Genomic DNA, 21,129 nt, shown 5'->3' with positions numbered 1-21,129 from the left:
CGATGCCAACCGAGCCTGAATGGCATGTTGTGGCGGCACGAACAGCTTGAGCCATGGTGCCAACCACCCGCCTCATCACCCTCCAGACACACCAAGGCACGCTCGATGGACCAGAACCCGCGACCCACATTCGCTCGGAACCCGCCCCTCAACCGCCAGGGCGCTCCGGGGGCACCGCGAGCAGGCGTGCACATGTCACGCTCTTCCGTCCCTCTGCCTTCGAGTGTGCTCGGCCAGCTCCAGCCCGGGAGCGGCAAGCCGCTGCCGCCCTTGCTCCTACGTCATATGGAGTCGTACTTCGGGGCGGACTTCTCTGGGGTGCGCCTTCACCTGAGCCCCGAGCCGAAGCGGCTCGGGGCGCGGGCGTTCACACTGGGCTCCCATATCTTCATCGACCCGCAGCAGTACCAGCCGGACACGGCTTCCGGCCGCGAGCTCCTGGCGCATGAGCTCGCGCACGTGTTGCAGCAGCGCTCCGGCCGCGTGTCTGTCCCCGCAGGGGTCTTGCCCATCGTCTTCGAGGACCGAGCCCTGGAGGCGGAGGCCGCCTTCATGGGAGCGCTCGCGGGAACGCTCCGCCCCGCCCCCAAGGCCTTCGCCACGCCCCGTGGGGACTCGTCGCGGCGAGCAACCGAAGCCACGGGCATCCCAGCCGGCGTGGTGCAGATGGCGCGGTTCTCCGCCGACGGGTCCCTGCTCAACTCCTTCTCGAGCAAGGTGTACAGCTACCACGACACCGAGAGCCCCAAGGCGTTCGGTGCCTGGATCGACTACCTGCAAGCCCAGAACGCCCAGCAGACCCTTCACAAGCTCCGCACCTCCCTCGCCCAGCTCCGAGGGGGGACTCGGGGCGAGCGCATCGCCGCGAGCCGGGTGCAGCACGCGCTCGACGTCCTCAGCTGGGCCCCCTTGAACGGTGGTTATTCCGCCCTGGCCCGACTCCCCCGGCGGCGGTGGTGGAAGATATTCATCGAAGGCAGGCACCACGCCGAGCCCAACGGCCCGCTCTACTTCGATCTCGATCAATCTCCCGGCTTCTACGACACGATGACCCGTGCGTTCGAGCAGGAGCTCCTCCCGAAGCAGGGGAACTCGCTCATTGACGCCAAGAAGTATGACGAGCTCCACCGGCTGGTCGTGGATGGTGTCCTGCGCAGCACCGACTCGAAGAAGACGAACTTCGAGCCGGTGCCGCACCAACAGAGCAGCAACTCCACGACTTTTCCGATGACGTTGCCGCCCCAGGTGCCGAACGCGTTCGGGCTCCAGGAGATGGAATTGGCCGGCGAGTTGGGCAAGAAGTCCTCCAGCACGACAGCCACGTCTCTCTACGAGAAGGTGCTGACGAGGCAGGGGGAGCAGTATGTCATCCAAACCAACTACCGGGCGAGCGAGATGCCCAGGAAGGTGCAGGCCCTGCTCGACCGGTATTACAAAGATCTCGAAAGCGCGGCCTCGACTCGCGACCTCGTGAAGAGGGTGCAGGAGCTGAAAGCACAATCACGGACGCTCTACCAGAGTTCGAGTTTCTTCAGCAGAACCCTGAGCACCTTGAGTAGCACCTTGAGCGGGCATGACGAGAAGGATGACAAGGAGGAGAATGAAAGGCAGCTCAAGAACGCCGAAGAGGATTACTCTCGCAACGTCCTTCGCGCCATCGTCCGCCTCGTCCGCGCTCTGCACGTGGGGCACTTCTACACGGACGCGAACGGTCGCCTCAACACGATGCTCCTGCTGAACAAGCTCCTGCTGCAGAATGGCTTCTCGCCGGTCATCCTGAATGACAACGCGATCTTCGGCGGGAGAATGAACATCGAGCAGCTTCGACTCCAAGTGGAAGCCGGCCTCAAGGCCTTCGACGATGAGGTCAAAGACGCCAGCACTGAGTTGCAAGTGCAGCTCGTCGCGGGTGAGGTCGCGGCTACGCAATCACTGCTGCGCCAGGTGGGGATCAATGTTGGCGTGCCGGTGCTCGGGGTGTTGGTCACGTACTACTTCTGGCCGTCTTGAACCCAGGCACGCTCCTCGCGTGCATTCCCCATGAGTCGCCGGCCGTGTGAGAAGTCCCTCTGGTTGCTGGCCGTCTAGAACATGCCTAGGCCCAGGCCCAGCCCACGTGCCCATCCGGGCGGAGCAGCAGTCCGCTCAGCCCACGGAGCTCCTCGCAGTCATCGCCTGGATGAGCCTGAACGACGTTCGTCCAGCCCTTCCACGCCGGGTCCAACGAAACGTTGGGGCCGTGGCCGCCCCGGAGCTGCAGCACCAGCCACTTTCCCTCATGCATGAAGGAGTAGAGCCTCCTCACGACCCCATCGAGCAGCTTCAGCTCCAGGTCGGGGAGCCTCTTACCGGTCAAGGCCGTCACGAGCCCTCCCTCGAAGCGGGGAGCGGGCACGTCCAGGTCCGGATAGACCACGTCCATGGCTCCCAGACGCTCCGCCAGGGAGCGATTCAAGGCCGGGTCCTTCAAGAAGCCCGACAACATGTCGCGCAAGGCCAGGACGGAGGGTGAACAGGCCATGAGGGCGGTCTGCGCCTCCGTGTTGCGCGTGAGCGCATGGCCCACCGGGTAGCGCTCCCGGTGGTAGCTATCGAGCAGCGACACCGGGGCCCGATCTCGCAGCACTCCGGCGAGCTTCCAGCCGAGATTCATGGCGTCCTGCAAACCGACATTGAGGCCCTGCCCTCCAGCAGGAAAGTGGATGTGCGCGGCATCGCCAGCGAGCAGCACGCGGCCGGCCTTGTAGGTTTCGGCGATCCGCGTCTCGTTGCCAAAGCGAGACAGCCACTGGGGGTCCCTCATCCCGAGGTCGGTGCCACAAATCCTCGTGACGCTCCGCCGCAGCTCGTCGAGCGTGACGCCCTCCTTGACCGGCACCTGCATGCGTTCGGGGTCGAAGAGGATGAGCCGGTGGATGCCGGGGCTGAGCGGGACGATCATGATGCCGCCCCGGGTGTTGATGGTGGAGAAGGCAGGCGTCGAGGGGGGTTCGGAGAGGACCACGTCGCCCAGCATGGCGGTGACCGAGGTGTCCGTTCCCACGAAGCCGATCCCCGCGAGCTGCCGGACGATGCTGCGCGCCCCATCCGCGCCAACCACATAACGCGCGCGGCAGCGGAAGGCCTGACCCGAGGCCGCTCCAACGAGGTCCACACCTTCGTCATCCTGCCGCAACTCCCGCACCTCGTATCCGCGCCGGATGTCCACCCCGAGCAAACGGGCGCGCTCCTCGAGCAGCATCTCGGTGACGGCCTGGGAGATGAACAGCGTGAACTTGAAGGCCGTGTCGAGCGCCGAGAAGTCGAGCCGCGTGTCGAGCATGCCGAAGTGGCCGGTCGGCAGGGGCTTGCCGCGCTCCAGGAAGGGCCCCTCCCATCCGCGCAGCGCCAGGACCTCGAGCGAGCGCGGATGGAGCGTCAATGCGCGCGATTGCTGGACCGGCTCATTCCTGCGCTCGAATACCGTCACGGCAATGCCCGCCAGGGCCAATTCACAGGCAAGCATCAATCCGGTCGGTCCACCGCCAACGACGGCGACCTCGATGACATCCTTCATGTTCAGCTCCATGGCAATGATTGTTCATGCATCACCATAGGGCCCGGCATGTGTGGCGTGGTAACGTCATCCAGCCAAAGAATACCGATCTTCCGCCAACATGCCGAAGCCGAGTGCGCACATCATCGCTGCCATCGAGCGTCCGGACGAACCGACGCTCATCGCCATTCCCATCCACTCGGGCCAGGAGCCCGAGCTTGCCCGGCACCGCCATGAGAGGGGACAGCTGTTCTCCATCCAGAACGGGCTGCTCGTCATCCATACCTCGCGCGGCAACTGGCTCATGCCTCCGGGAATGGCCGGCTGGATTCCTCCCGGCACATGGCACTCGGCGCAGTGGCACGGCCCAACGAGCGGATGGAGCGTCTATGTCTCGGCCCGAGCCTGTGAACGGCTGCCCGGGGAAGCCCGTGTCGTGCGGATGTCTCGGGTACTGGAGGCCGTTGTCGAGCGAGCCACGGACTGGGAGCCCGGTGCGCCGCTCAGCCCGCCTCAGGCCCGTCTGGCGGAGATCGCCATCGACGAGCTCCAGGTCGCGGAAGAGGAGCTGGCGCTGCGTCTACCCATGCCGAGAGAGCGGCGGCTCGCCGCCATCGCCCGGGCGCTCCTCGCGAATCCGGCCGACGCGCGAAGCATTGGAGCCCTGGCCTCCTGGGCGGGCATCAGCGAGCGATCCCTCACGCGCCACTTCAAACAGGAGACGGGCATGACCTTCGTGCACTGGCGGCAGCAGGCGAAGCTGGCGCGCGCCCTCGCGCTGCTGTCAGAGGGTGAGCCTGTTGGGAACGTGGCCTTCGCCCTGGGCTACGAAAGCGTGAGTGCGTTCATCGCCATGTTCAAGCGGTTCCTCGGCACGACCCCGGCACAGTGCATGGCCAGGCGGCGGAGCACTTCTATTTGATGCTGCCACTGGTGCAACGGGAGAGGATTCCACCTGGGATACCTCCGCTCCCCTGCGTCTCAAAGCCCCACGAACGGGTCGAAACGCGTCCCCTGGGGAGCCCAGCTCACCTCGACACCTTCCGTACGTCCGCGCTCGCGAAGAAAGCGCATGGTGACATCGAGGTCATCGAGCAGGCGAGGAAAGGGAACCAGCGGCTCGTCGAGGGGCCCGAGAGAGTGTCAAAGAACTCGAGCCAGCGAGAGAGTGTCAAAGAACTCGAGCGACGCGACCCGGCACGACTCGCGGAGGAAAGGAGAAAAGCGGAAAGGGCGCTGAGAAATCCCCCCGCCTCCACCGAGCCGCCGCCTCTCGGAACGCCGCGACGAAGGCACCGTACTGCTCACGCAACTCCCGCAACGCCTGGCGCGTGGAGGCATGCCCCAACGGCCGCGGGCTGCGCTTGAGATGTTCGGGCCGGGTATGCGGGTGCTGTACTCTCACGGCGCGCTCCCCAAGCACTGGCTTGTCGCGTGCGCGCGCCTCAGCTTCTACCTCCTCCACCAATCCCTGCACCGCACGCCGCCTCGACTCCTCCCCCAGTCCGTTCCAACACGGAAGGGGCGCCACCTCCAACTCCACAGGCTCGGCCCATTGCTGCGCGAAGCGCTCCTGCGCTCCAGCCATGTCTTCGCTCCCCCTCTTGTTCCAGCGCTTCGTCCAGTTGAACCACTTGAACAGTCGCCGCGCCGGACCCAGCAATTGTGGCAGACACGTGAGGCCCGGCCACTCGGCGCACCTTTCCACCAGTCCCTCTTTCACCCCATGGGCGAGCACGTAGCGTAGCCGGCCCACCAGTGCTGTGTCGTCCAGCACCGGCTCCGCCGAGTAGCGCCTCTCCCAGAACCCCCCACTCCAGTCCACCAGCCTGCCTACCTTCTTGGACAAATTGGAGCGCAGGTACTGCATGAAGGACGCAAGCGCGGCACCGCGCGCCCACACCAGCAGGTGGAAGTGGTTGGATGCGAAGGTGAAGGCGTGCAGCCGTATGGTGCCGGCACTCTGCTGGACGGCTCGCGCCAACACGCCCCCCACCACCTCATTGACCTCCGCGCTAGGACGCAGCAACAGACGTCCCTGGAAGCACCTGGACGTGACGAAATAGAGCCCCTCCTCTTGGAACATCCTCAACGGCCAGCCCATCCCCATCCCCTGCGTGCGTTACGCCTACGCCAGGAGGAATGCACCCTGTGGGCCAACTCCAAGTCCTCAGAAAGACTCGAAGCGCGGTCGGTGACCCATCTACGCCGAGTCTCATTTCTCGTTCAAGAACCTCGTTTCGAGTCCTTTGACACCATCTCCGGGAATCCTTTGACACCGTCTCCGGTCTCCGGTCGTGTTGAGTTCGCGCGCGCAGCCGCAACTGAGGAGTCATCATGCATGGAGTCAGGAAGTTCGCTGTTGCAATGGTGTTGGGAGGGCTCATGGCTTGCACCGCCGGGCCCAAGGGTGAGCCGGGACCGGCCGGTCCGGACGGGCCCGCTGGCACCGCCGGCCCGCAAGGGCCCACTGGCCCCCAGGGCCCCTCGGCCACTTCTCGTCCCGCCGTATGGCGGGATGCGAACAACACGTACGTCGGCCCGGTCCTCACGAACGAGGAGGTGCTCTACTTCGATGCCGGGGGGCGTGTCTGGTTCGTGGATCCGTCTACCGGACAGCTCCAGGCTGAATCCCTGGACATCAAATACGACGCGGCGGACTGCACGGGCAATGCCTATGTGAACGCCACGCTGCCTCGCCTTGTCTTCCAGGTACCTGGCGATTCCGCTGACACGCTCCGGACCCAGTCCGACACGTACACCGCCACGAATCTCCAGCTCAAATCCACCCGGACTGGCACGTCGTGCTTCAACACCGGCCATGAGCAAGCGGTAGTGCCTCTGGCAGACACGCTGCCCACCACGCCCATCGTCAAGCCCGCCGTCACCTTCGTGGGCCCCCTCCATCTGGCCTTGCAGTAGCCCCGAGTGTGTTTCAGGAAACCCATGTCTTGCCGCGCTGGAGGAGTCCGATGCGGGCTCTCGCGCGCAGCCTTCACTAAGGAATCATCATGCGTAACGTCCATTCATTTGCTGGGGTGATGTTGTTGGGGGCGCTCATGGCCTGCACGGGTGCTCAAGGGCCCAAGGGAGACCCGGGGCCCACTGGTGCGCAGGGGTCCACTGGTGCGCAGGGGCCCGCTGGCCCTCAAGGGCCCGCCGGCCCTTCGGTCCCCACCGCCGTGTGGGAGGATGCGAACAACACGTTGGTCGGCCCAGGCGTGCTCTTGGATGATGGGGCGGCCTACTTCGATGCCAGGGGCTTCATCTGGACCTTGGACATGATCACCGGCCAGTTCAGGACCGACAAGATGACCATCCACTACGACGCAGCCGACTGCACGGGCAATGCCTATGTGGGCCGCAACCTGTCTCGCCTTGTCATCCAGGTGCCTGGCGATTCCGCTGACACGTTCCGGGCGCTGCCCGACACGCTCACCCTCACCACGGTCCAGCTCAAATCCTCCCGGTACGACGAGAAGACGTGCTCGAACAACAACAACGAGCAAGGGGTGATTCCTCTGGCGGACACGTTGCCCGCCACGCCCATCGTCAAGCCCGCCGTCACCTTCGTGGGCCCCCTCCATCTCACCATGAAGTAGATGACGGGCGTCTTCATCAACGGCTTCATGCACTTCGAACGACGAAAGCCACCGGCTTCACCAGTTTGAGCGGCTCGACGGAGGGGTGCAGCACCGTCCCGTTGGCGACGCGAGCTGGAATCCTCAGCCAGAAGGACACCAGCTCGCGCTCACGACCGGTGCCGGCGCACCGCTCACAGCCACTCCCGCGAGTGGCCGTGCAGCGCTGACAAACAATGTCGGTCTCGAATGAGAGGGTCGCCGCGCCCCCCTGTCAGAGCTTCATCCTCCTGGTTTTGCCGCACAAGAAGTGCTCGGTTGTGCGGCTGGACCTCAGTCCCGCTGGCGGCAGCCAGCACCCTGTCCCCGCATCGCAGTCCTGGGTGCTGGCCGGCGCGCCTCGTTCTACTTCAGCGGCAGAGACACATAGGACGGGCTGCTCGACGGCGAGGAGAACGTCAGCGTGGAGAGGGCCGGCGCCTTGTCTGCGTAGAGCGGATCGACAGTATCGATGACGAGCGAGAGGCGATGGCCGCTCGGAACGTCATAGGCCGTCGCCGGGAAGTCCACGTCCACGGCACGGGGCTGGCCGGCAACGGCGTCTCGGAGCGTGACCGCGACGTGCGTGACGAGGCTCCCCGTCCCTGCCCAGTCCGTATCGAAGAGGTAGGCGATGACCGTCGTCTGCCCGGAACTGCCCGGAGTGACGGTCAGGCGCAGGTGCGGGGACCCGCGCACGCGTCGCGAGCTCGTCAGCCAGTCCGACTGCCAGACGGCCGCGTTCGACCGGTCCACCACCGGAATCCATGCCGTGGGCGGCTCACCCGTGATGGCCTCCACGCCGTTCGTCAGCAGCACCACGCCTCCGTTGGCGACAGTGTCAGCGCCCGCGAAGATCGTCGCGCTCCAGCCCGTCTCCGAGCCCGTCTTGAGGTCGCCCTCGTTGTTCCACCAGTGCACATCGCTCAGGTTGTAGCGCGCGGTGCTCGTCGAGACGGCGCCCCACGACGGGAATGACTCGTAGGAGCCCTGGCCCCGGATCTGAAGCTGAACCGGATTCTCCGCGGCAATGCCCGTGTTCACGCCGCGCAGGTACTGGTCGAACCAGCGGCGCGTGCTCGTCCAAGCGTCGTTGGGAATGCCCAAGATGCCGGTCAGCTCGGGGATGGCGTGGTCACCCGGACGGAGCTCGAGCCGCTTCGGCCCCGACAGCCGGGTAAAGAAGTCAGCAAGCTGATTCGGCTCGAAGAAGGTATCGCCGTAGGCATTGGCCATGAGGATGGCGGGACGGCTCGCGTTGACGCGATCCAGGTACGTTGCGGCACTGCGGGCCTGAGCGTAGGAGATGACGCCATCCAGGTTCTGGTTGGCGAAGAAGTCCGAGAGGGCCTGCCGCAGCTCCGCAGAGGGCTTCCCGGTCAGCTCCGCCGAGAGCCACAGCAGCCCGGCGCTCTGTAGATGGCGCGTCTGGTTCGCGAACAGCGAGTTCGTCAGATCCGTCCAGCAGCTCAACGCGGCCACGGCGCGAATGCGCGAGTCAAACGCCGCGCCGATCAACGAGATGCCCGCGCCATAGGAAACCCCCGCCGCACCGATGCGAGCCGGATCTGCGGGAGTATTGGCCAGCGCCCAGTTGATGACCTCGGTCACATCGCCGATGTCCTTGGGGCCAGCCGTGTCGATGGCTCCCCCCGAGGTCCAGAAGCCTCGCGGGGTGTACGAGACCACGACGTACCCGGCATCGGCGAACTGCTGCGCCTGCGCGAGGTACTCCAAGCTGGGCAGCGCCCAGCTGGTGATGAAAATGATTGCCGGATATCGCCCCGGCGTATCTGGCGTGAAGACGTTGCCCTTCAGGGTCACTCCATCACGCGTGGTGATGTCGATGAGACGGAAGGACGAGGAAGCGGACGCAGGACCAGCAATGACGCACAACGACAACACTGCGGATACAGCGATTGCTCGTAGCCAGGACAAAGCGCTCCTCCTGCAGAGGGGGTGTCCGGGAACGATAAATAATGATTAAAACTAATGTCAAGAATAAGCTGCTTAAATATTGTGTAACAAAGAGGTTCCGACCCCTTCCCTGTCCCCGCGAAGCCTCCGCCCTTCGTCAGTTCGTCTGCTGCGCGGGGGCGCACAGCCGCTCGCGCAGCGTGGCCACGGGGGTCTCCCAATGGTGCTCGAACCAAACGTCGAGAAACTGAGGGGACGCGCGGCCACGGCGGTACGCGGCCCACAGCCGCCGCAGGTACTCGGACCCCCCGATGCCAGACCGCACAACATTGAAGAGCTGAAACGAGCTCATCAGCAGGATGAACGCCGCGGTCCGAATTCCCAGGTTGCCCAGGGCGTACGCCTGCAGCTCCATCTCGCCCACCTGGTCCGTGGCGTAGCCCGTCAGCACGTGCAACAGGTCATGCGTCTCGCGGTAGCGCTTGCCGATGTAGTCGATGTCGCTCTTGAGCTCGAGCGTCGTCTCGAAGGGCGAGATTTTGTTGTCGCGGTAGTAACGCGCGAACTCATAGCCGAGCGTTCCCTCGGGCAGGCTCTCCAGCACGGCCAGGTCCAGCACCTTGCCCTGAAGGGACGGGCGCTCGGACAGCAGGCGTCGTCCCCCCTCGCTGTGCTGGAACTGCTGGACGATCGAGGCGTAGACGTTGAGGTCCAGGCAGATGTTGATCAGCTGGCCGCAGTTGGGATTCGTCGGGTCGTCCTTGAGCACCTCCAGGCACTGGCTCGCCACGCGCAGGCGGGTGAACAGGGAGGGGTCGTCGGGCAGGGACAGGGTGTTGGGGTCGACCATGGGAAGCGCTCCTTCCTATTGCGGCAACAGGGCTCTCATCTGATTGAGGATGAACCGTGCCGCGCGCTCGGGGTGCAGTCTGTAGACAGCGTCCATGAGCCTGGCGTCGGAGCCCACCAGGACGCGGTAGCGGTTGTTCTCGATGCCGTCGAGGACGATCCGCGCGGCCTTGTCAGGGGTCAGCATCTTCACCGGCGGCGCCTCCCCGGCCTTCATCTGCAGGGTATTCATCACCCCCGAGTTCTCCGCGATGTTCGTGCCCATCGCGCCCGGGAAGACCACCGTGACCCGCACGTTCGTCCCCTGCAGCTCCGAGCTCAGACCTTCCGTCATCAGCTTCACGGCCGCCTTGGAGGCTCCGTAGATGGTCTGTCCCGGCACGGGCAGGAAGCCGCCCATGCTGGAGATGTTCGTGATGTGCGCTTCCGGGCGCGCGAGCAGGTGCGGCAGGAACGCCTTGATCATGTAGAGCGTTCCGAACAGGTTGACGTTCATCACCCGGTCGATTGCCGCGTAGTCGAGGTCCTTCAACTTGACGAAGGGTTGAATCACGCCCGCGTTGTTGATGATGCCGTCGACAGCCCCGAAGCGGGAGATGACCTGCTGGGGGAGCGCATCCACCTGGGCCCGGTCCGCGATGTTCACGGTGTAGGTGGCCAGGTTGGCGCTGTTCATCCCCGCCAGCTTGACGGTCTCCTCGAGGGCAGGCGCGTTGATGTCCACAGCGGCGACGCTCGCCCCCCTCGACAGCAGAGCGAGGACGAGCTCCCTGCCCAGACCACTTCCGCCGCCGGTCACGACGACGATCTTGTTCTGGACCTTCATGGCTGTGCCTTCTCCGTGACGGGGGCTGACGCGGGAACGAACCGGTAGAGGGCGCTCTCCACGTCGGACGACAGATAGATGGTCCCCGAGCCGCCCACGGCGACCCCCGTGGGGATGTACCCTGGCGGAAAGCCCTTGCTCTCGGGCAGCCCGATGCGCAAGCCGCTCGCGATGACAGTGGAGCGTCCCGTGGCCGGATCGATGCGCACCAACCGCTTGCCGCCCACCTCGGCGACAATCAATCCACCATCGGGATGCCGGGCAATGCCCTCCGGTGCCTTCAGGCCCTTGGCCACCGTGCTCCGAGCCCCATCCGAGAGGCGCACCCGGGTCACCCGCCCCGAGCGCACCTCGGTGACGTACACCCCCGGCTCCTTCGCCTCCGTGTCAGCCACGAGCCCCACCGGTCCCTCGAGGCCCTCGGTCAGCACCGTGGTCCCCGCGGACTCGGAGGCATCCACCCGAACGAGCCTGCCCGTGGTGCCCTCGGCGAGGAGCAGCGTGCCATCAGGGAGCTCGATGGCGCCCTGGAGGCCATTCTTGTTGGGAATCGTCCGCAACACCTCTCCGGAGGCCCGATCCAGGACCTGCACACCGCTCAGGTCTCCCAGATAGCTGGTGCTCAGCACCACGTGCTTCGCGCCCACGCTCACGTGCATCGGGAAGGCCACCCGGGAGGAGAGGACACGGGTCGTCTGGGCAATCTTCCCATCACGCCCTCCCACCCGGCGAAAGGCATACACATCCGCCACGTACACGTTCTCGTCCGCATCATCCGGCGCGACGGCGATGCCAGAGGGCACGCTCAAGCGCGCCTCGACGAGCGGCCGGATGGAGCCATCCGCGGGATTCACCACGCGGATGTCGTTGTCCACCATGTTGGACACGTACACCTGGTCGTCGGGGCCGACCGTCAGGTTGTCGAGCCCGGTGGGCAGCTGCGCGACGACCGTCTTCTCTCCCGTGGCCACCCGGACGCGGACCAGTTGGCCCAACACCGAGTCCACCACGTAAAGATTCTCGCGGCTCGAATCGAAGTTGGTGGCGACCGGCATCCCGAAGCCTTCCGCCACGGTCTCGATGGCCCCCGTATCCACGTTGATACGGGCAATCTGCCTCTTGAGCAGGAGCGGGCCGTACAACTTGTCGTCCGGGCCGAACTCGAAGCCGTTGAGGAAGCCGTGCCCGGAGAGGATCTGCCGCCGAGGCTTCTTCCCGTTCGGATCCACCTCCCACAGCACGTCATCGCCCCGGCCGAGCTGGGTGACGTAGAGCCTGCCATCGCGGCGGAAGGCCAGCGAGTTGAGGCCCGGCAAATCCTTGGCGATGACGCGCGTCTTTCCATCCGGGGTGCGCCGCATCAACTGCCCGGAGAAGAAACCCGTCCAGTAGATGGAGCCATCCGGGCCCAGGGCCACGTCATCCGCGCCGCCCATCGGCGGCCCCACCAGGGTGCTCACCGCGCCGGTGCTCAAGTCGATGGAGTGGACAGACTGGCCGAGCAGATTGCTGGCCAGCAGGTGCCCCTTGCCATCGAGCGCCAGCCCATGGACGCCCTGGAAGGGAGAGGCGGCCACCACCACCTCCTGCCGATAAGCGGAAGGAGGGGCGGAGAGCGCCTGGCCGCTCACCAGCAGCAGCCCGGCCGCCAGGGTCTTGGAGAGGAAACGCGGCATCACGGGTTGTTCCCTCCCCGGGTGAGCTCCAGGCCCGAGAGCTCACCGCCATCGCGCCACTTCCGCAGGATGTCGATGAACCCGAGCGTGCCGCCCGCGAAACCCGCGCTGCGAATCAGGCTCAAGTCAGGCTTGGCGCCCTCGTTGTTGATGTAGCCAGGCGTGCATTCGGCACCGCCAAAGGCGTGACCCCCCTGCTGGAGGCTCGCCATGATCGTCGCCCACCACTGCTCCTGCGCCTGCTCCGTCGGTTCGAGCGCCTCGACGCCCCGCTTCAGGCTCTGCTCGATGAGGTAGGCGGCGTGCCGCGCCTGCTCGCTGAGGATGTGGACGAAGTTGATCGCCCAGCTGCTCTGGATGAGGCTGATCATCAAGAGGTTCGGATACCCGCGGCTGGTCATGCCGTGGAACGTCGAAGGACCGTTGGCCCAGGCGTCACGCAAGGACTTGCCGCCGCGCCCGCGGATGTCGAAGCCCAGCTTGCGGGTGTAGTCGCCCGTGACCTCGAAGCCCGAGGCGTAGACGAGGCAGTCGACCTCGTATTCCTTGCCATTCACCACCACGCCGGTGGGAGTAATCCGCTCCACGCCCTTGCCGTCCGTATCCACGAGCTGGACGTTGGGGCGGTTGAACGTGTTCAGGTATTCGTCGTGGAAGCAGGGCCGCTTGCACAGAGGATCGTAGTAGGGCTTGAGCGACTCGGCCGTCACCGGATCCTTGACGATGGAGGCCACCCGCGCGCGGACCTCTTCCATCTTGCGGTAGTTGGCCATCTGGTGAATCTCAGCCGCCTCCTCGGGGCTCTTGGCGCGGCGAGTCTCGGAGGCATCGAAGAGATAGGTCCACCCATCCCGCACCAGGTCGACATCCGCCTGGAGACCGGAGACGAGCGCGGTGAAGTTGCGGATGCGCTCCTCCTGCCAGCCGGGCTTGAGCGACTTCGCCCAGGCCTCGTCGGTGGGCTGGTTGGCCCGCACACCCACGCCCGAGGGCGTGCGCTGGAAGACGTACACCTGCTTCGCCGACGCACCGAGGTGGGGGATCGCCTGGACCGCGGTCGCGCCCGTGCCGATGATGCCCACCCGCTTGTCGGCCAGCCGGGTCATGGGGCTCGTGGGGCCACCGCCGGTATAGCCATAGTCCCACCGGCTCGTGTGGAAGCTGTGGCCCTTGAAGGTCTCGATGCCCGGGATGCCAGGCAGCTTCGCCTTGTGCATGATGCCACCAGCGATGACCACGAACCGCGCCGCGAGCTTGTCGCCCCGGCTGCTCGTGACGTTCCAGCGCCGGGTGTTCTCGTCCCAGTCCATCTGCTCGACCTGGGTCTGGAACAGCGCCGCCTTGTAGAGGTCGAACTGCCGGCCGATCCGCTGGCAGTGGGCGAAGATCTCCGGCGCCTTGGCGTACTTCTCCGTCGGGATGTAGCCGGTCTCCTCGAGCAGCGGCATGTAGATATAGGACTCCACGTCGCAGGCGGCGCCCGGATAGCGGTTCCAGTACCAGGTGCCACCGAAGTCGCCGCCCTTCTCGATGATGCGGAAGGAATGGACTCCAGCCTGGCGCAGCCGCACCGCCGCCAACATGCCGCCAAAGCCGCCGCCGACAACCAGCACGTCGATCTGCTCGGTTAGCGCCGGACGGGTGAAGCCGGGCTCGACGTAGGGGTCCTTGTCGAAGTCCGCGTAGAGGCCGCTGAGGTCGCGGTACTGGGCGTTGCCGTCAGCACGCAGCCGCTTCTCGCGCTCGAGCCGGTACTTCTCCCGCAGTGCTTCCGGAGAAAAAGAGGCCTCACCCTTCTTCGACGCAATCATCCGTACACGTCCTTTCGACCTGACAGCCGCAGCGCATGTACACGGCTGTGTACATGTCTGGACATAACTCAATTCCTGTCGTAAGTAAACGGCCGTGTACATGTCCGGCCCAACCGAGCCCAAGAGATTGACGCGCCAGCGCGATGCCGAGCGCACGCGTGCTGCGATCCTCACCGCCGCACGAACCCTGTTCTCCACGCGGGGCTACGCTCACACCGGCGTGCGCGAGGTGGCGGAGCTCGCCGGGGTGAACTCCGCGCTCGTCGGCCGCTACTTCGGTTCGAAGCTGGGCCTGTTCCGGGCGACGTTGGAGGTGCTCGACATCACCCCGATGTTCCAGCTGGAGCGGCACCGCTTCGGCGTGGCCATGGTGGCGGCCTTCTTCGACTCACCGGACGCACCGGGCCCGCTGGCGATGATGCTCCTCTCGGCGGCCGACCCCGAGGCGCACGCGGCGAGCGTCGAGTTCCTCCAGAAGAAGGTGCTCACCCCGTTGGCCCGGTGGCTGGGTCCCCCGGACGGCGAGGGCCGTGCGGCGAAGCTCAGCATCCTCTGGAACGGCTTCCTTACCAGTTGGAAGCTGCTGCCCCTCCCGGCGCTCACCGGGGCACGCCTCGCTTCTACCCGCCGCTGGCTGGAGGCTCAGACGCAGGCAATCGTCGACGAAGGCGAGGCCTGAGCTCCACCGCCTCCCCCACCCGCTCCCACGGAGGCGTGCCCGCGTACCGCTCCACCAGGAAGGAGACGAAGGCCCTCACCTTCGAGGGAACCAGCCGCCCCGGCGGATGCACCGCGAAGATGCCGGTGTCGGGCACGGACCACCCCTGCAGCACCCGCACGAGCCGCCCGGCGCGTAGATCCTCCGCGATGAGGAACGTGGCCAGCACGGTGACGCCACAGCCCGCCACCGCCGCCTGCCGCAACGCCTCGGCGTTGTCCGCGACGAGCACCGGGCGGCCTCGCGCAGTCACCTGCTCCTCCCCTCGCTGGAGGTCCCACGCCCGACCGCCCGACAGCGGGCTGAAATAGAGGCAGGCGTGGTGCGCGAGGTCCTCCGGCTTCGCCAGCGCCCGCCGGCCCCGGAGGTAGGAGGGGGCCGCGACGAGGAGGCGGTGGTTCGTCGCGAGCCGGCGCACCACGAGGCTGGAGTCCGTGAGCGCACCGATGCGGATGGCCATGTCGAACCCCTCCTGAACGAGGTCCACGTAGCGGTCCATGAACGAGAGCTCCAGTCCGATGCGCGGGTAGCGGCGCAAGAAGTCCGGCAGAAGCGGCGCCACCTGGAGCTGGCCGAACAGGTTGGGCACGGCCACCCGCAGCCGCCCCCGGGGCTCCCCCGCCAGGCCCGAGACGAGCGCCTCCGCCTCCTCCACGCGGGTGAGCACGTCGGTGCACCGCTCCAGGTACAGCGTCCCGGCTTCCGTCAGCGACACGTGGCGCGTGGTGCGCCTCAGGAGCGCGGTGCCCAGCGCGTCTTCCAGCCGGGCGATGCGCCGGCTCAGGGCGGAGGCGCTGATGTCCAGTTCGCGCGCCGCGTCCGCGAAGCACAGCGTCCGCGCCACCGCCGTGAAGCTGAGCATGTCCTCCAGCCTGTCCCTCAGTGCCACGCGCTCCATGCCCTGCGCCTCCGCATTGTTGCGTGCGGTGCAAGAGTCTAGTGCGGCGCCCCGCGATGACGGGACGAAAGCCCTGCGCTACTCATGCACCGCACGCCACGGAGAGCACGGGGGCCATCCGGGCCGCGTGTGTTTCCGGGCTCCCACGGAGTGCAGGCACCATGGCAGACACGAAGGGTTCGAAGTCGTTCCAGAAGAAGATGAGTGGCCTGCGCGTCCTGGGAGCCGCCCTCACCGCTGCGCTGCTGACTGCCGCATCTCCCGCACAGCCCCATCGCGAGCGGTTGCCGCTGCCCGAGGGCTTCACGTACCCCAATGGCATCGCCCACGCGGAGGACGGGACGCTCTTCATCGGCTCGGTGTCGAACGGGCGCATCCTGCGCCGGACCCCGGGAGGCGAATGGACGGTGCTGTTCCCTGGCTCCGAGGAGCTCTTCGCCGTGACGAGCCTTCGGCTCGATGCGCCGCGCGGCCTGCTGTGGGGCACCTCGCCCGACGTCATGGGACTGCTGCGTCCGGATGGCACCCTGGGGAAGCGTGCGCCCCGGCTCTTCGCGGTGGATGCGAGCACGGGCGAGGTCCGGCGCATCGTCCCCGTACCGGAGGGAGGCCTGGGCAATGACATCACCGTCGCTCTCGATGGCGGCCTGTATGTGACGGATAGCTCGCGGGCCTCCGTCCTCTACCTGCGTCCCGGGGGTGAGCAGTTGGAGACCTACGTGTCCGATGCCCGCTTCGCGTCCAAAGCGGCGGGGCTGTCTGGCGTTGGCCCCGCCGGCATCGCGCAGGCACCAGATGGGCGGACGCTTGCCATCAACACGTATGGGCCGGGCCGGCTCTTCCTCGTGCGTCCGGGAGCGGAGGGAGCGACCCCTTCCGTGAGCGAGGTGGAGCTGCCGCGCCGGCTGGAGAATCCGGATGGAATGCGCTTCGCGCGGGATGGCCGGCTGATCGTGCTGGAAGGGGCGGCGAACAGTGGCGATGGGCGCGTGGTCCGCATCGACGTGCTCGGAAAGGCCTCCGGCCCGAGGCCCATCGAGGTGCTGGCCTCCGGGATGGAGTCTCCCGTCAACCTCACGGTGGAAGCGAACGGCCGCGTCTGGGTGACCGAGGCCAGGCTGCGCGACAGATTGCTGAAGGGCGCGGCGGCGAAGGTGCCGGACACGTTCTGGGTGACGAAGCTGGTGCTCGGAGATTGAGCCGAACGCCTCGAGGGGCTCCTCGGGGTGTCACCGGAGTGAGGCCCCAAGGGCCATCACTTCAGCAGCGGCGCCAGCGCGGGCCAGACATGGTCGCGCAGCTTGGGCTGCACGGCGGCGACGGGGTGGATGTTGTCGGCCTGAAAGGAGGCGCGGTCCATGGCAATAGGCTCCAGCAGGAACGGGAGCAGGGCCACCTGGTGCGCCTCGGCCACGGTCCGGAAGTTGGCCGAGAAGCCCTCCGTGTAGGCCTTTCCCAGGTTGGGCGGCATGCGAATGCCCACCAGCAACACCCGGGCACCAGCGGCCTTTGCCGCGCTCACCATCTTCTCCAGGTTGGCCCGAGTCTGCTTGAGCGGCAGACCCCGTAGCCCGTCATTTCCTCCCAGGGCGATGACCACCACCGCAGGCTTGTTGCGCGCGAGCTCGCCTTCGATTCGCGAGGCGCCTCCCGCGGTGGTCTCACCGCTGACGCTGGCGTTCACCACCCGCCAGCCAGGCGTCTCCTTGGCCATCCGCTCTCCCGTCAACGCCACCCAGCCCTCCTCCGGCGCGAGCCCGTAGGCAGCGGACAACGAGTCCCCCATCACCAGCACCGTCCGCACGGGCCCGGCCTCCGCGGTCGATGCGCCCAGCGCGGCCAGCCCCACGGCCAGTGTCACCACCAGGTAACCGAGCACACCGGCGGTCCGGGTGCGCTCCCTCATGTATCCTTGGCTCATCCGCTGAAACTCCTCCGGGCCGCCGTTACAAGCCTGCTCCTCGAGCAGACGCTCCCCTGACGAAGAACTCAAATATGCCCCACGACCTCGCGATGCACACCAAAGTCCAGCCCGACCCCCAGCGGTTGGCCCTCCAGGTGTCGGAACTGGGCAAGCGCGTGCCCCTGCCGTCCGGCGCGCTCACCATCCTCGACGGAGTGGGCTTCTCCATCTCCCATGGCGACACCGTGGCCATCGTCGGGGCCTCCGGCTCGGGAAAGAGCACGCTGCTGTCGCTGATGGCCGGGCTGGACACGCCCAGTTCCGGGAGCGTGCTGTTGGACGGCGAGCCGCTGTCCGCCCTGGACGAGGACGGCCGTGCACGCGTGCGCGGCGAGAAGGTGGGCTTCGTCTTCCAGAGCTTCCAGTTGCTGCCCTCGCTGACGGCGCTGGAGAACGTGATGCTGCCGCTCGAGCTGCGCGGAGACGCGGACGTGGAGACGCCCGCTCGGGCCATCCTCGACAAGGTGGGGCTGGGCGAGCGGCTGGGCCACTATCCGCGCCAGCTGTCAGGCGGAGAGCAGCAGCGCGTCGCCCTGGCGCGTGCCTTCGTCACCCGACCAGCGGTGCTCTTCGCCGACGAGCCCACCGGCAACCTCGACACCCGCACCGGCCAGGCCATCGTCGAGCTGCTGTTCTCGCTCAACGCGGAGGCTGGCACCACCCTGGTACTCGTCACCCATGATGAGCACCTCGCGGCGCGCTGCGGGCGGCGGCTGCGGCTCGACGGGGGCCGCCTGGTCACATCGGAGCGGCAAGCATCATGAGGCTGCTCAAGATGGCCTGGCGCCAGCTGCGCCGTGACTTCGCCGCCGGCGAGCTCCGCATCCTCCTCGGTGCCCTGGTGCTCGCGGTGTTGGCCGTGACGGCCATCGGCTTCGTCACCGACCGCGCCGAGCGCGCGCTCGCCCTCGAGGCCAACCGGCTGCTCGGCGGTGATGCGGTGGTGCTCGGCGACACGCCCCTCGGCGGGGGAGTGCGCGACGCAGCGGGTGCGCCCGGGCTGCGAAGCACCGAGACGCAGGAGCTGCCCAGTATGATTCGGGTCGGCGACGCGGACGACGAGCGGCTCAAGCTCGGTGAGCTCCGGGCGCTCGGAGAGGGCTTTCCCCTGCGGGGTCGCTTCCGCATCGTGGAAACAGCTGGCGGCCCCGAGCACGACGCCATGGGCATTCCCGAGCGGGGCAGCGTGTGGATGAGCCGCGCTGGCGCGGACGCGCTGGATGCCAAGCTGGGGGACATGATTGGCATTGGCGAGTCGCAGCTGCGGCTCGCCGCGCTGGTGGTGCAGGAGCCGGACGCGGCCATCGACTACTTCAACATCGCTCCCCGGGTGTTCCTCAACCTCGCCGACCTGCCCGCGACAGGGCTGGTTCAGGAGGGCAGCCGGCTCCGCTACCGCCTGGTGGTTGCTGGAGAGCCGGACGCGGTGGAGCGCTTCGTGCGCACCGCGCAGGAGGGACTCGCACGTGGCCAGCGTCTGGAGACGGTGAAGGATGCACGTCCGGAGATGCGCTCCGCGCTCGACCGGGCCGACCGCTTCTTGAGCCTGGCGGCGTTGGTGTCGGTGGTGCTGGCAGCAGTGGCCGTGGCCATGGCCGCGCGCCGGCACAGCGAGCGGCACCTGTCGAGCACCGCGGTGATGCGGTGTCTGGGCGCGAGCCAGCGCACGTTGGTGGCCACCCACGGTGGCGAGCTGCTCCTCCTCGGGCTCATCGCGAGCTCCATTGGCGTTCTGCTCGCCTTCTTCATGCAGTGGCTGGTGGGCAGGTGGCTCTCCGAGGCGCTGAAGCTGGACATCCCGGCGGCCGGCTGGGTGCCCGCGGTGCAGGGGTATGGAGTGGGCCTGGTGGTGCTGCTGACCTTCGGTGCACCCCCCATCCTCGCGCTGCGCCGGGTGCCCGCGCTGCGCGTGTTGCGGAGGGACCTCGACCGCACCGAGCCGAGCTCCTGGCTGGTGGGGCTCGCGGGCGTGGCGGGGCTGGCCGCACTGCTGTGGTGGAAGGCCGGCTCGGCGAAGCTGGCGGCCACGATGCTGCTCGGCCTCCTCGCCACGCTGGGCGTGCTGGCCGTCCTGGCGTGGGGACTCATCTCCGTCGTGCGGCGGCTGCGCTCGCGGCTGCGCGGGAGCCTGCGCTATGGACTGGCCAATGTGAGCCGGCGCGCGGCCACCAGCGTCGCGCAGGTGTCGGCGCTCGGCCTGGGGCTGATGGCGCTGCTGCTGCTCACCTTCGTGCGCACCGACCTGCTCGACCGATGGCAGGTGGCGCTCGCCAAGGAGGCGCCCAACCGCTTCATCGTCAACGTGCAGGAGGATCAGCAGGAGCCGGTGCGTGCGTTCATGGCCGAGCAGGGATTGCCCGCGCCGGACCTCTTCCCCATGGTGCGCGGCCGCCTGGTGGCTCACAACGGCGAGCCGGTGAAGGTAACGCCCGCCGAGGGTGCGCCCAGCTCCGAGGAGGAGCGTCGCGGACAGCGGCGGAGGGACCGCGAGTACAACCTCTCCAGCGCCGCCACGCTTCGCGACGACAACCGCGTCACCGCGGGTACTTTCTGGGGACAGCAGCGCCCGGAGAAGCCAGAGCTCTCGGTGGAGGAGGGCTTCGCCGCCGCCATGGGCTGGAAGCTCGGTGACCGCGTGGCCTTCGACATCGCGGGCCAGCAACTCGAGGCCACCGTCACCAGCCTGCGCAAGGTGGAGTGGGAGAGCTTCCGGCCGAACTTCATCGTGCTGGTGTCGCCGGGCTCGCTCGCGGGCTATGCGGCCAGCTACATCACCGCGGTGCACGTGCCCCCCGAGCGCACGCGCTTCACCTCGGAGCTGGTGGCCCGCTTCCCCAACCTCTCCGTGGTGGATGTAGATGCGCTGCTCAAGCAGGCGCGCAGCACCGCGGACCAGGTCTCCACCGTGGTGGAGGTGGTGTTCTACTTCTCGCTGCTCGCGGGCTTGTTGGTGCTGATGGCCGCGGTCAGCGCCAGTCAGGACGAGCGACTGCTGGAAGGTGGAGTGATGCGGGTGCTGGGCGGCAGCCGCCGGCAGTTGCGGCTCGCGCAGGCCTCGGAGTTCGCGGCCATTGGCCTGCTGTCGGGCCTCACCGCGGCGTTCGCCGCCTCCGTCCTCGCCGGGGTCATCGCCACGCAGGTGTTCGAACTGCCGTGGCAGGCGGACTGGCGGATGGTGGGAGTCGGTGGCGGGTTGGGGGTGCTGGCGGCTGTCAGCGCGGGGATGTTCGCCACCCGGCGGGTGCTGGACGCGCCGCCCTCGGTGACGCTGCGGGAGTTGCAGAGCTGAGTGGTGGGAGCGGCGGGAATCGACCCC

At 67.1% G+C, this 21,129-nt stretch carries 17 protein-coding genes; 8 read left to right on the top strand and 9 right to left on the bottom strand.

The window, feature by feature from the left end:
• Window positions 1-192: 192 nt before the first annotated feature.
• The gene (locus OV287_RS07770; protein ID WP_267533350.1) at window positions 193-2,010 is read left to right on the top strand and encodes an eCIS core domain-containing protein; all 1,818 of its coding nucleotides are present in this window, start codon (window positions 193-195) and stop codon (window positions 2,008-2,010) included.
• A gap of 85 nt (window positions 2,011-2,095) precedes the next feature.
• On the opposite strand, the gene OV287_RS07765 is transcribed toward OV287_RS07770, so the two are convergent.
• Window positions 2,096-3,556 carry an FAD-dependent oxidoreductase gene (locus OV287_RS07765; RefSeq protein ID WP_267533349.1) on the bottom strand — a complete coding sequence of 487 codons (1,461 nt, stop codon included), beginning with the start codon at window positions 3,554-3,556 and terminating at the stop codon, window positions 2,096-2,098.
• Window positions 3,557-3,656: 100 nt separating this feature from the next.
• On the opposite strand from OV287_RS07765, the gene OV287_RS07760 reads away from it, so the two are divergent.
• Complete coding sequence (locus OV287_RS07760) at window positions 3,657-4,457, top strand: AraC family transcriptional regulator (RefSeq protein WP_267533348.1); 801 nt, start codon at window positions 3,657-3,659, stop codon at window positions 4,455-4,457.
• Between the two features lie 249 nt (window positions 4,458-4,706).
• Here the strand turns inward: OV287_RS07760 and OV287_RS07755 are convergent, their stop codons facing one another.
• Window positions 4,707-5,639 (bottom strand): transposase, encoded by a 933-nt coding sequence (locus tag OV287_RS07755; protein ID WP_267533347.1) that lies wholly within the window; start codon window positions 5,637-5,639, stop codon window positions 4,707-4,709.
• Between the two features lie 281 nt (window positions 5,640-5,920).
• Between OV287_RS07755 and OV287_RS07750 the strand changes: the two genes are divergently transcribed.
• Window positions 5,921-6,457, top strand: coding sequence for a hypothetical protein (locus OV287_RS07750; protein WP_267533346.1), 537 nt, complete (start codon window positions 5,921-5,923; stop codon window positions 6,455-6,457).
• Between the two features lie 89 nt (window positions 6,458-6,546).
• On the top strand, window positions 6,547-7,137 hold the full coding sequence (locus tag OV287_RS07745; RefSeq protein WP_267533345.1) for a collagen-like triple helix repeat-containing protein: 591 nt from the start codon (window positions 6,547-6,549) through the stop codon (window positions 7,135-7,137).
• Between the two features lie 384 nt (window positions 7,138-7,521).
• Here the strand turns inward: OV287_RS07745 and OV287_RS07740 are convergent, their stop codons facing one another.
• The 5 genes from OV287_RS07740 to OV287_RS07720 form a co-directional block, all read right to left on the bottom strand.
• Window positions 7,522-9,093, bottom strand: coding sequence for a CocE/NonD family hydrolase (locus OV287_RS07740; protein WP_267533344.1), 1,572 nt, complete (start codon window positions 9,091-9,093; stop codon window positions 7,522-7,524).
• 136 nt (window positions 9,094-9,229) lie between these two features.
• On the bottom strand, window positions 9,230-9,922 hold the full coding sequence (locus OV287_RS07735) for a Coq4 family protein (protein WP_267533343.1): 693 nt from the start codon (window positions 9,920-9,922) through the stop codon (window positions 9,230-9,232).
• Window positions 9,923-9,937: 15 nt separating this feature from the next.
• The gene (locus OV287_RS07730) at window positions 9,938-10,747 is read right to left on the bottom strand and encodes an SDR family NAD(P)-dependent oxidoreductase (RefSeq protein ID WP_267533342.1); all 810 of its coding nucleotides are present in this window, start codon (window positions 10,745-10,747) and stop codon (window positions 9,938-9,940) included.
• Window positions 10,744-12,423, bottom strand: a complete 1,680-nt coding sequence (locus OV287_RS07725; protein WP_267542310.1) for a DUF6923 family protein — start codon at window positions 12,421-12,423, stop codon at window positions 10,744-10,746. The genes OV287_RS07730 and OV287_RS07725 overlap by 4 nt, the downstream gene beginning before the upstream one ends.
• Window positions 12,423-14,234: a flavin-containing monooxygenase gene (locus OV287_RS07720; RefSeq protein ID WP_267533341.1), complete on the bottom strand. Its 1,812-nt coding sequence runs from the start codon at window positions 14,232-14,234 to the stop codon at window positions 12,423-12,425. The genes OV287_RS07725 and OV287_RS07720 overlap by 1 nt, the downstream gene beginning before the upstream one ends.
• Before the next feature lie 100 nt (window positions 14,235-14,334).
• Here OV287_RS07720 and OV287_RS07715 point away from each other — a divergent pair, with 100 nt between their 5' ends.
• A complete protein-coding gene (locus OV287_RS07715; RefSeq protein ID WP_267533340.1) occupies window positions 14,335-14,913 on the top strand; it encodes a TetR/AcrR family transcriptional regulator in 579 nt (192 codons plus the stop codon).
• On the opposite strand, the gene OV287_RS07710 is transcribed toward OV287_RS07715, so the two are convergent.
• Window positions 14,855-15,850, bottom strand: a complete 996-nt coding sequence (locus OV287_RS07710) for a LysR family transcriptional regulator (protein WP_267533339.1) — start codon at window positions 15,848-15,850, stop codon at window positions 14,855-14,857. The genes OV287_RS07715 and OV287_RS07710 overlap by 59 nt on opposite strands.
• A 161-nt stretch (window positions 15,851-16,011) precedes the next feature.
• On the opposite strand from OV287_RS07710, the gene OV287_RS07705 reads away from it, so the two are divergent.
• On the top strand, window positions 16,012-17,049 hold the full coding sequence (locus OV287_RS07705) for an SMP-30/gluconolactonase/LRE family protein (protein ID WP_267533338.1): 1,038 nt from the start codon (window positions 16,012-16,014) through the stop codon (window positions 17,047-17,049).
• Window positions 17,050-17,105: 56 nt separating this feature from the next.
• Here OV287_RS07705 and OV287_RS07700 read toward each other — a convergent pair whose 3' ends face one another.
• Window positions 17,106-17,771: an arylesterase gene (locus tag OV287_RS07700; RefSeq protein ID WP_267533337.1), complete on the bottom strand. Its 666-nt coding sequence runs from the start codon at window positions 17,769-17,771 to the stop codon at window positions 17,106-17,108.
• 92 nt (window positions 17,772-17,863) lie between these two features.
• Between OV287_RS07700 and OV287_RS07695 the strand changes: the two genes are divergently transcribed.
• Window positions 17,864-18,577: an ABC transporter ATP-binding protein gene (locus OV287_RS07695; RefSeq protein WP_267533336.1), complete on the top strand. Its 714-nt coding sequence runs from the start codon at window positions 17,864-17,866 to the stop codon at window positions 18,575-18,577.
• A complete protein-coding gene (locus OV287_RS07690; protein WP_267533335.1) occupies window positions 18,574-21,102 on the top strand; it encodes an ABC transporter permease in 2,529 nt (842 codons plus the stop codon). The genes OV287_RS07695 and OV287_RS07690 overlap by 4 nt, the downstream gene beginning before the upstream one ends.
• The last annotated feature ends 27 nt before the right edge of the window (window positions 21,103-21,129 follow it).

The sequence above is a fragment of the Archangium lansingense genome (assembly GCF_026626635.1).
GTDB lineage: Bacteria > Myxococcota > Myxococcia > Myxococcales > Myxococcaceae > Archangium > Archangium lansingense.
Note: the sequence above shows the minus strand (reverse complement) of the source record. Positions and strands in the feature narration are given on the sequence as shown.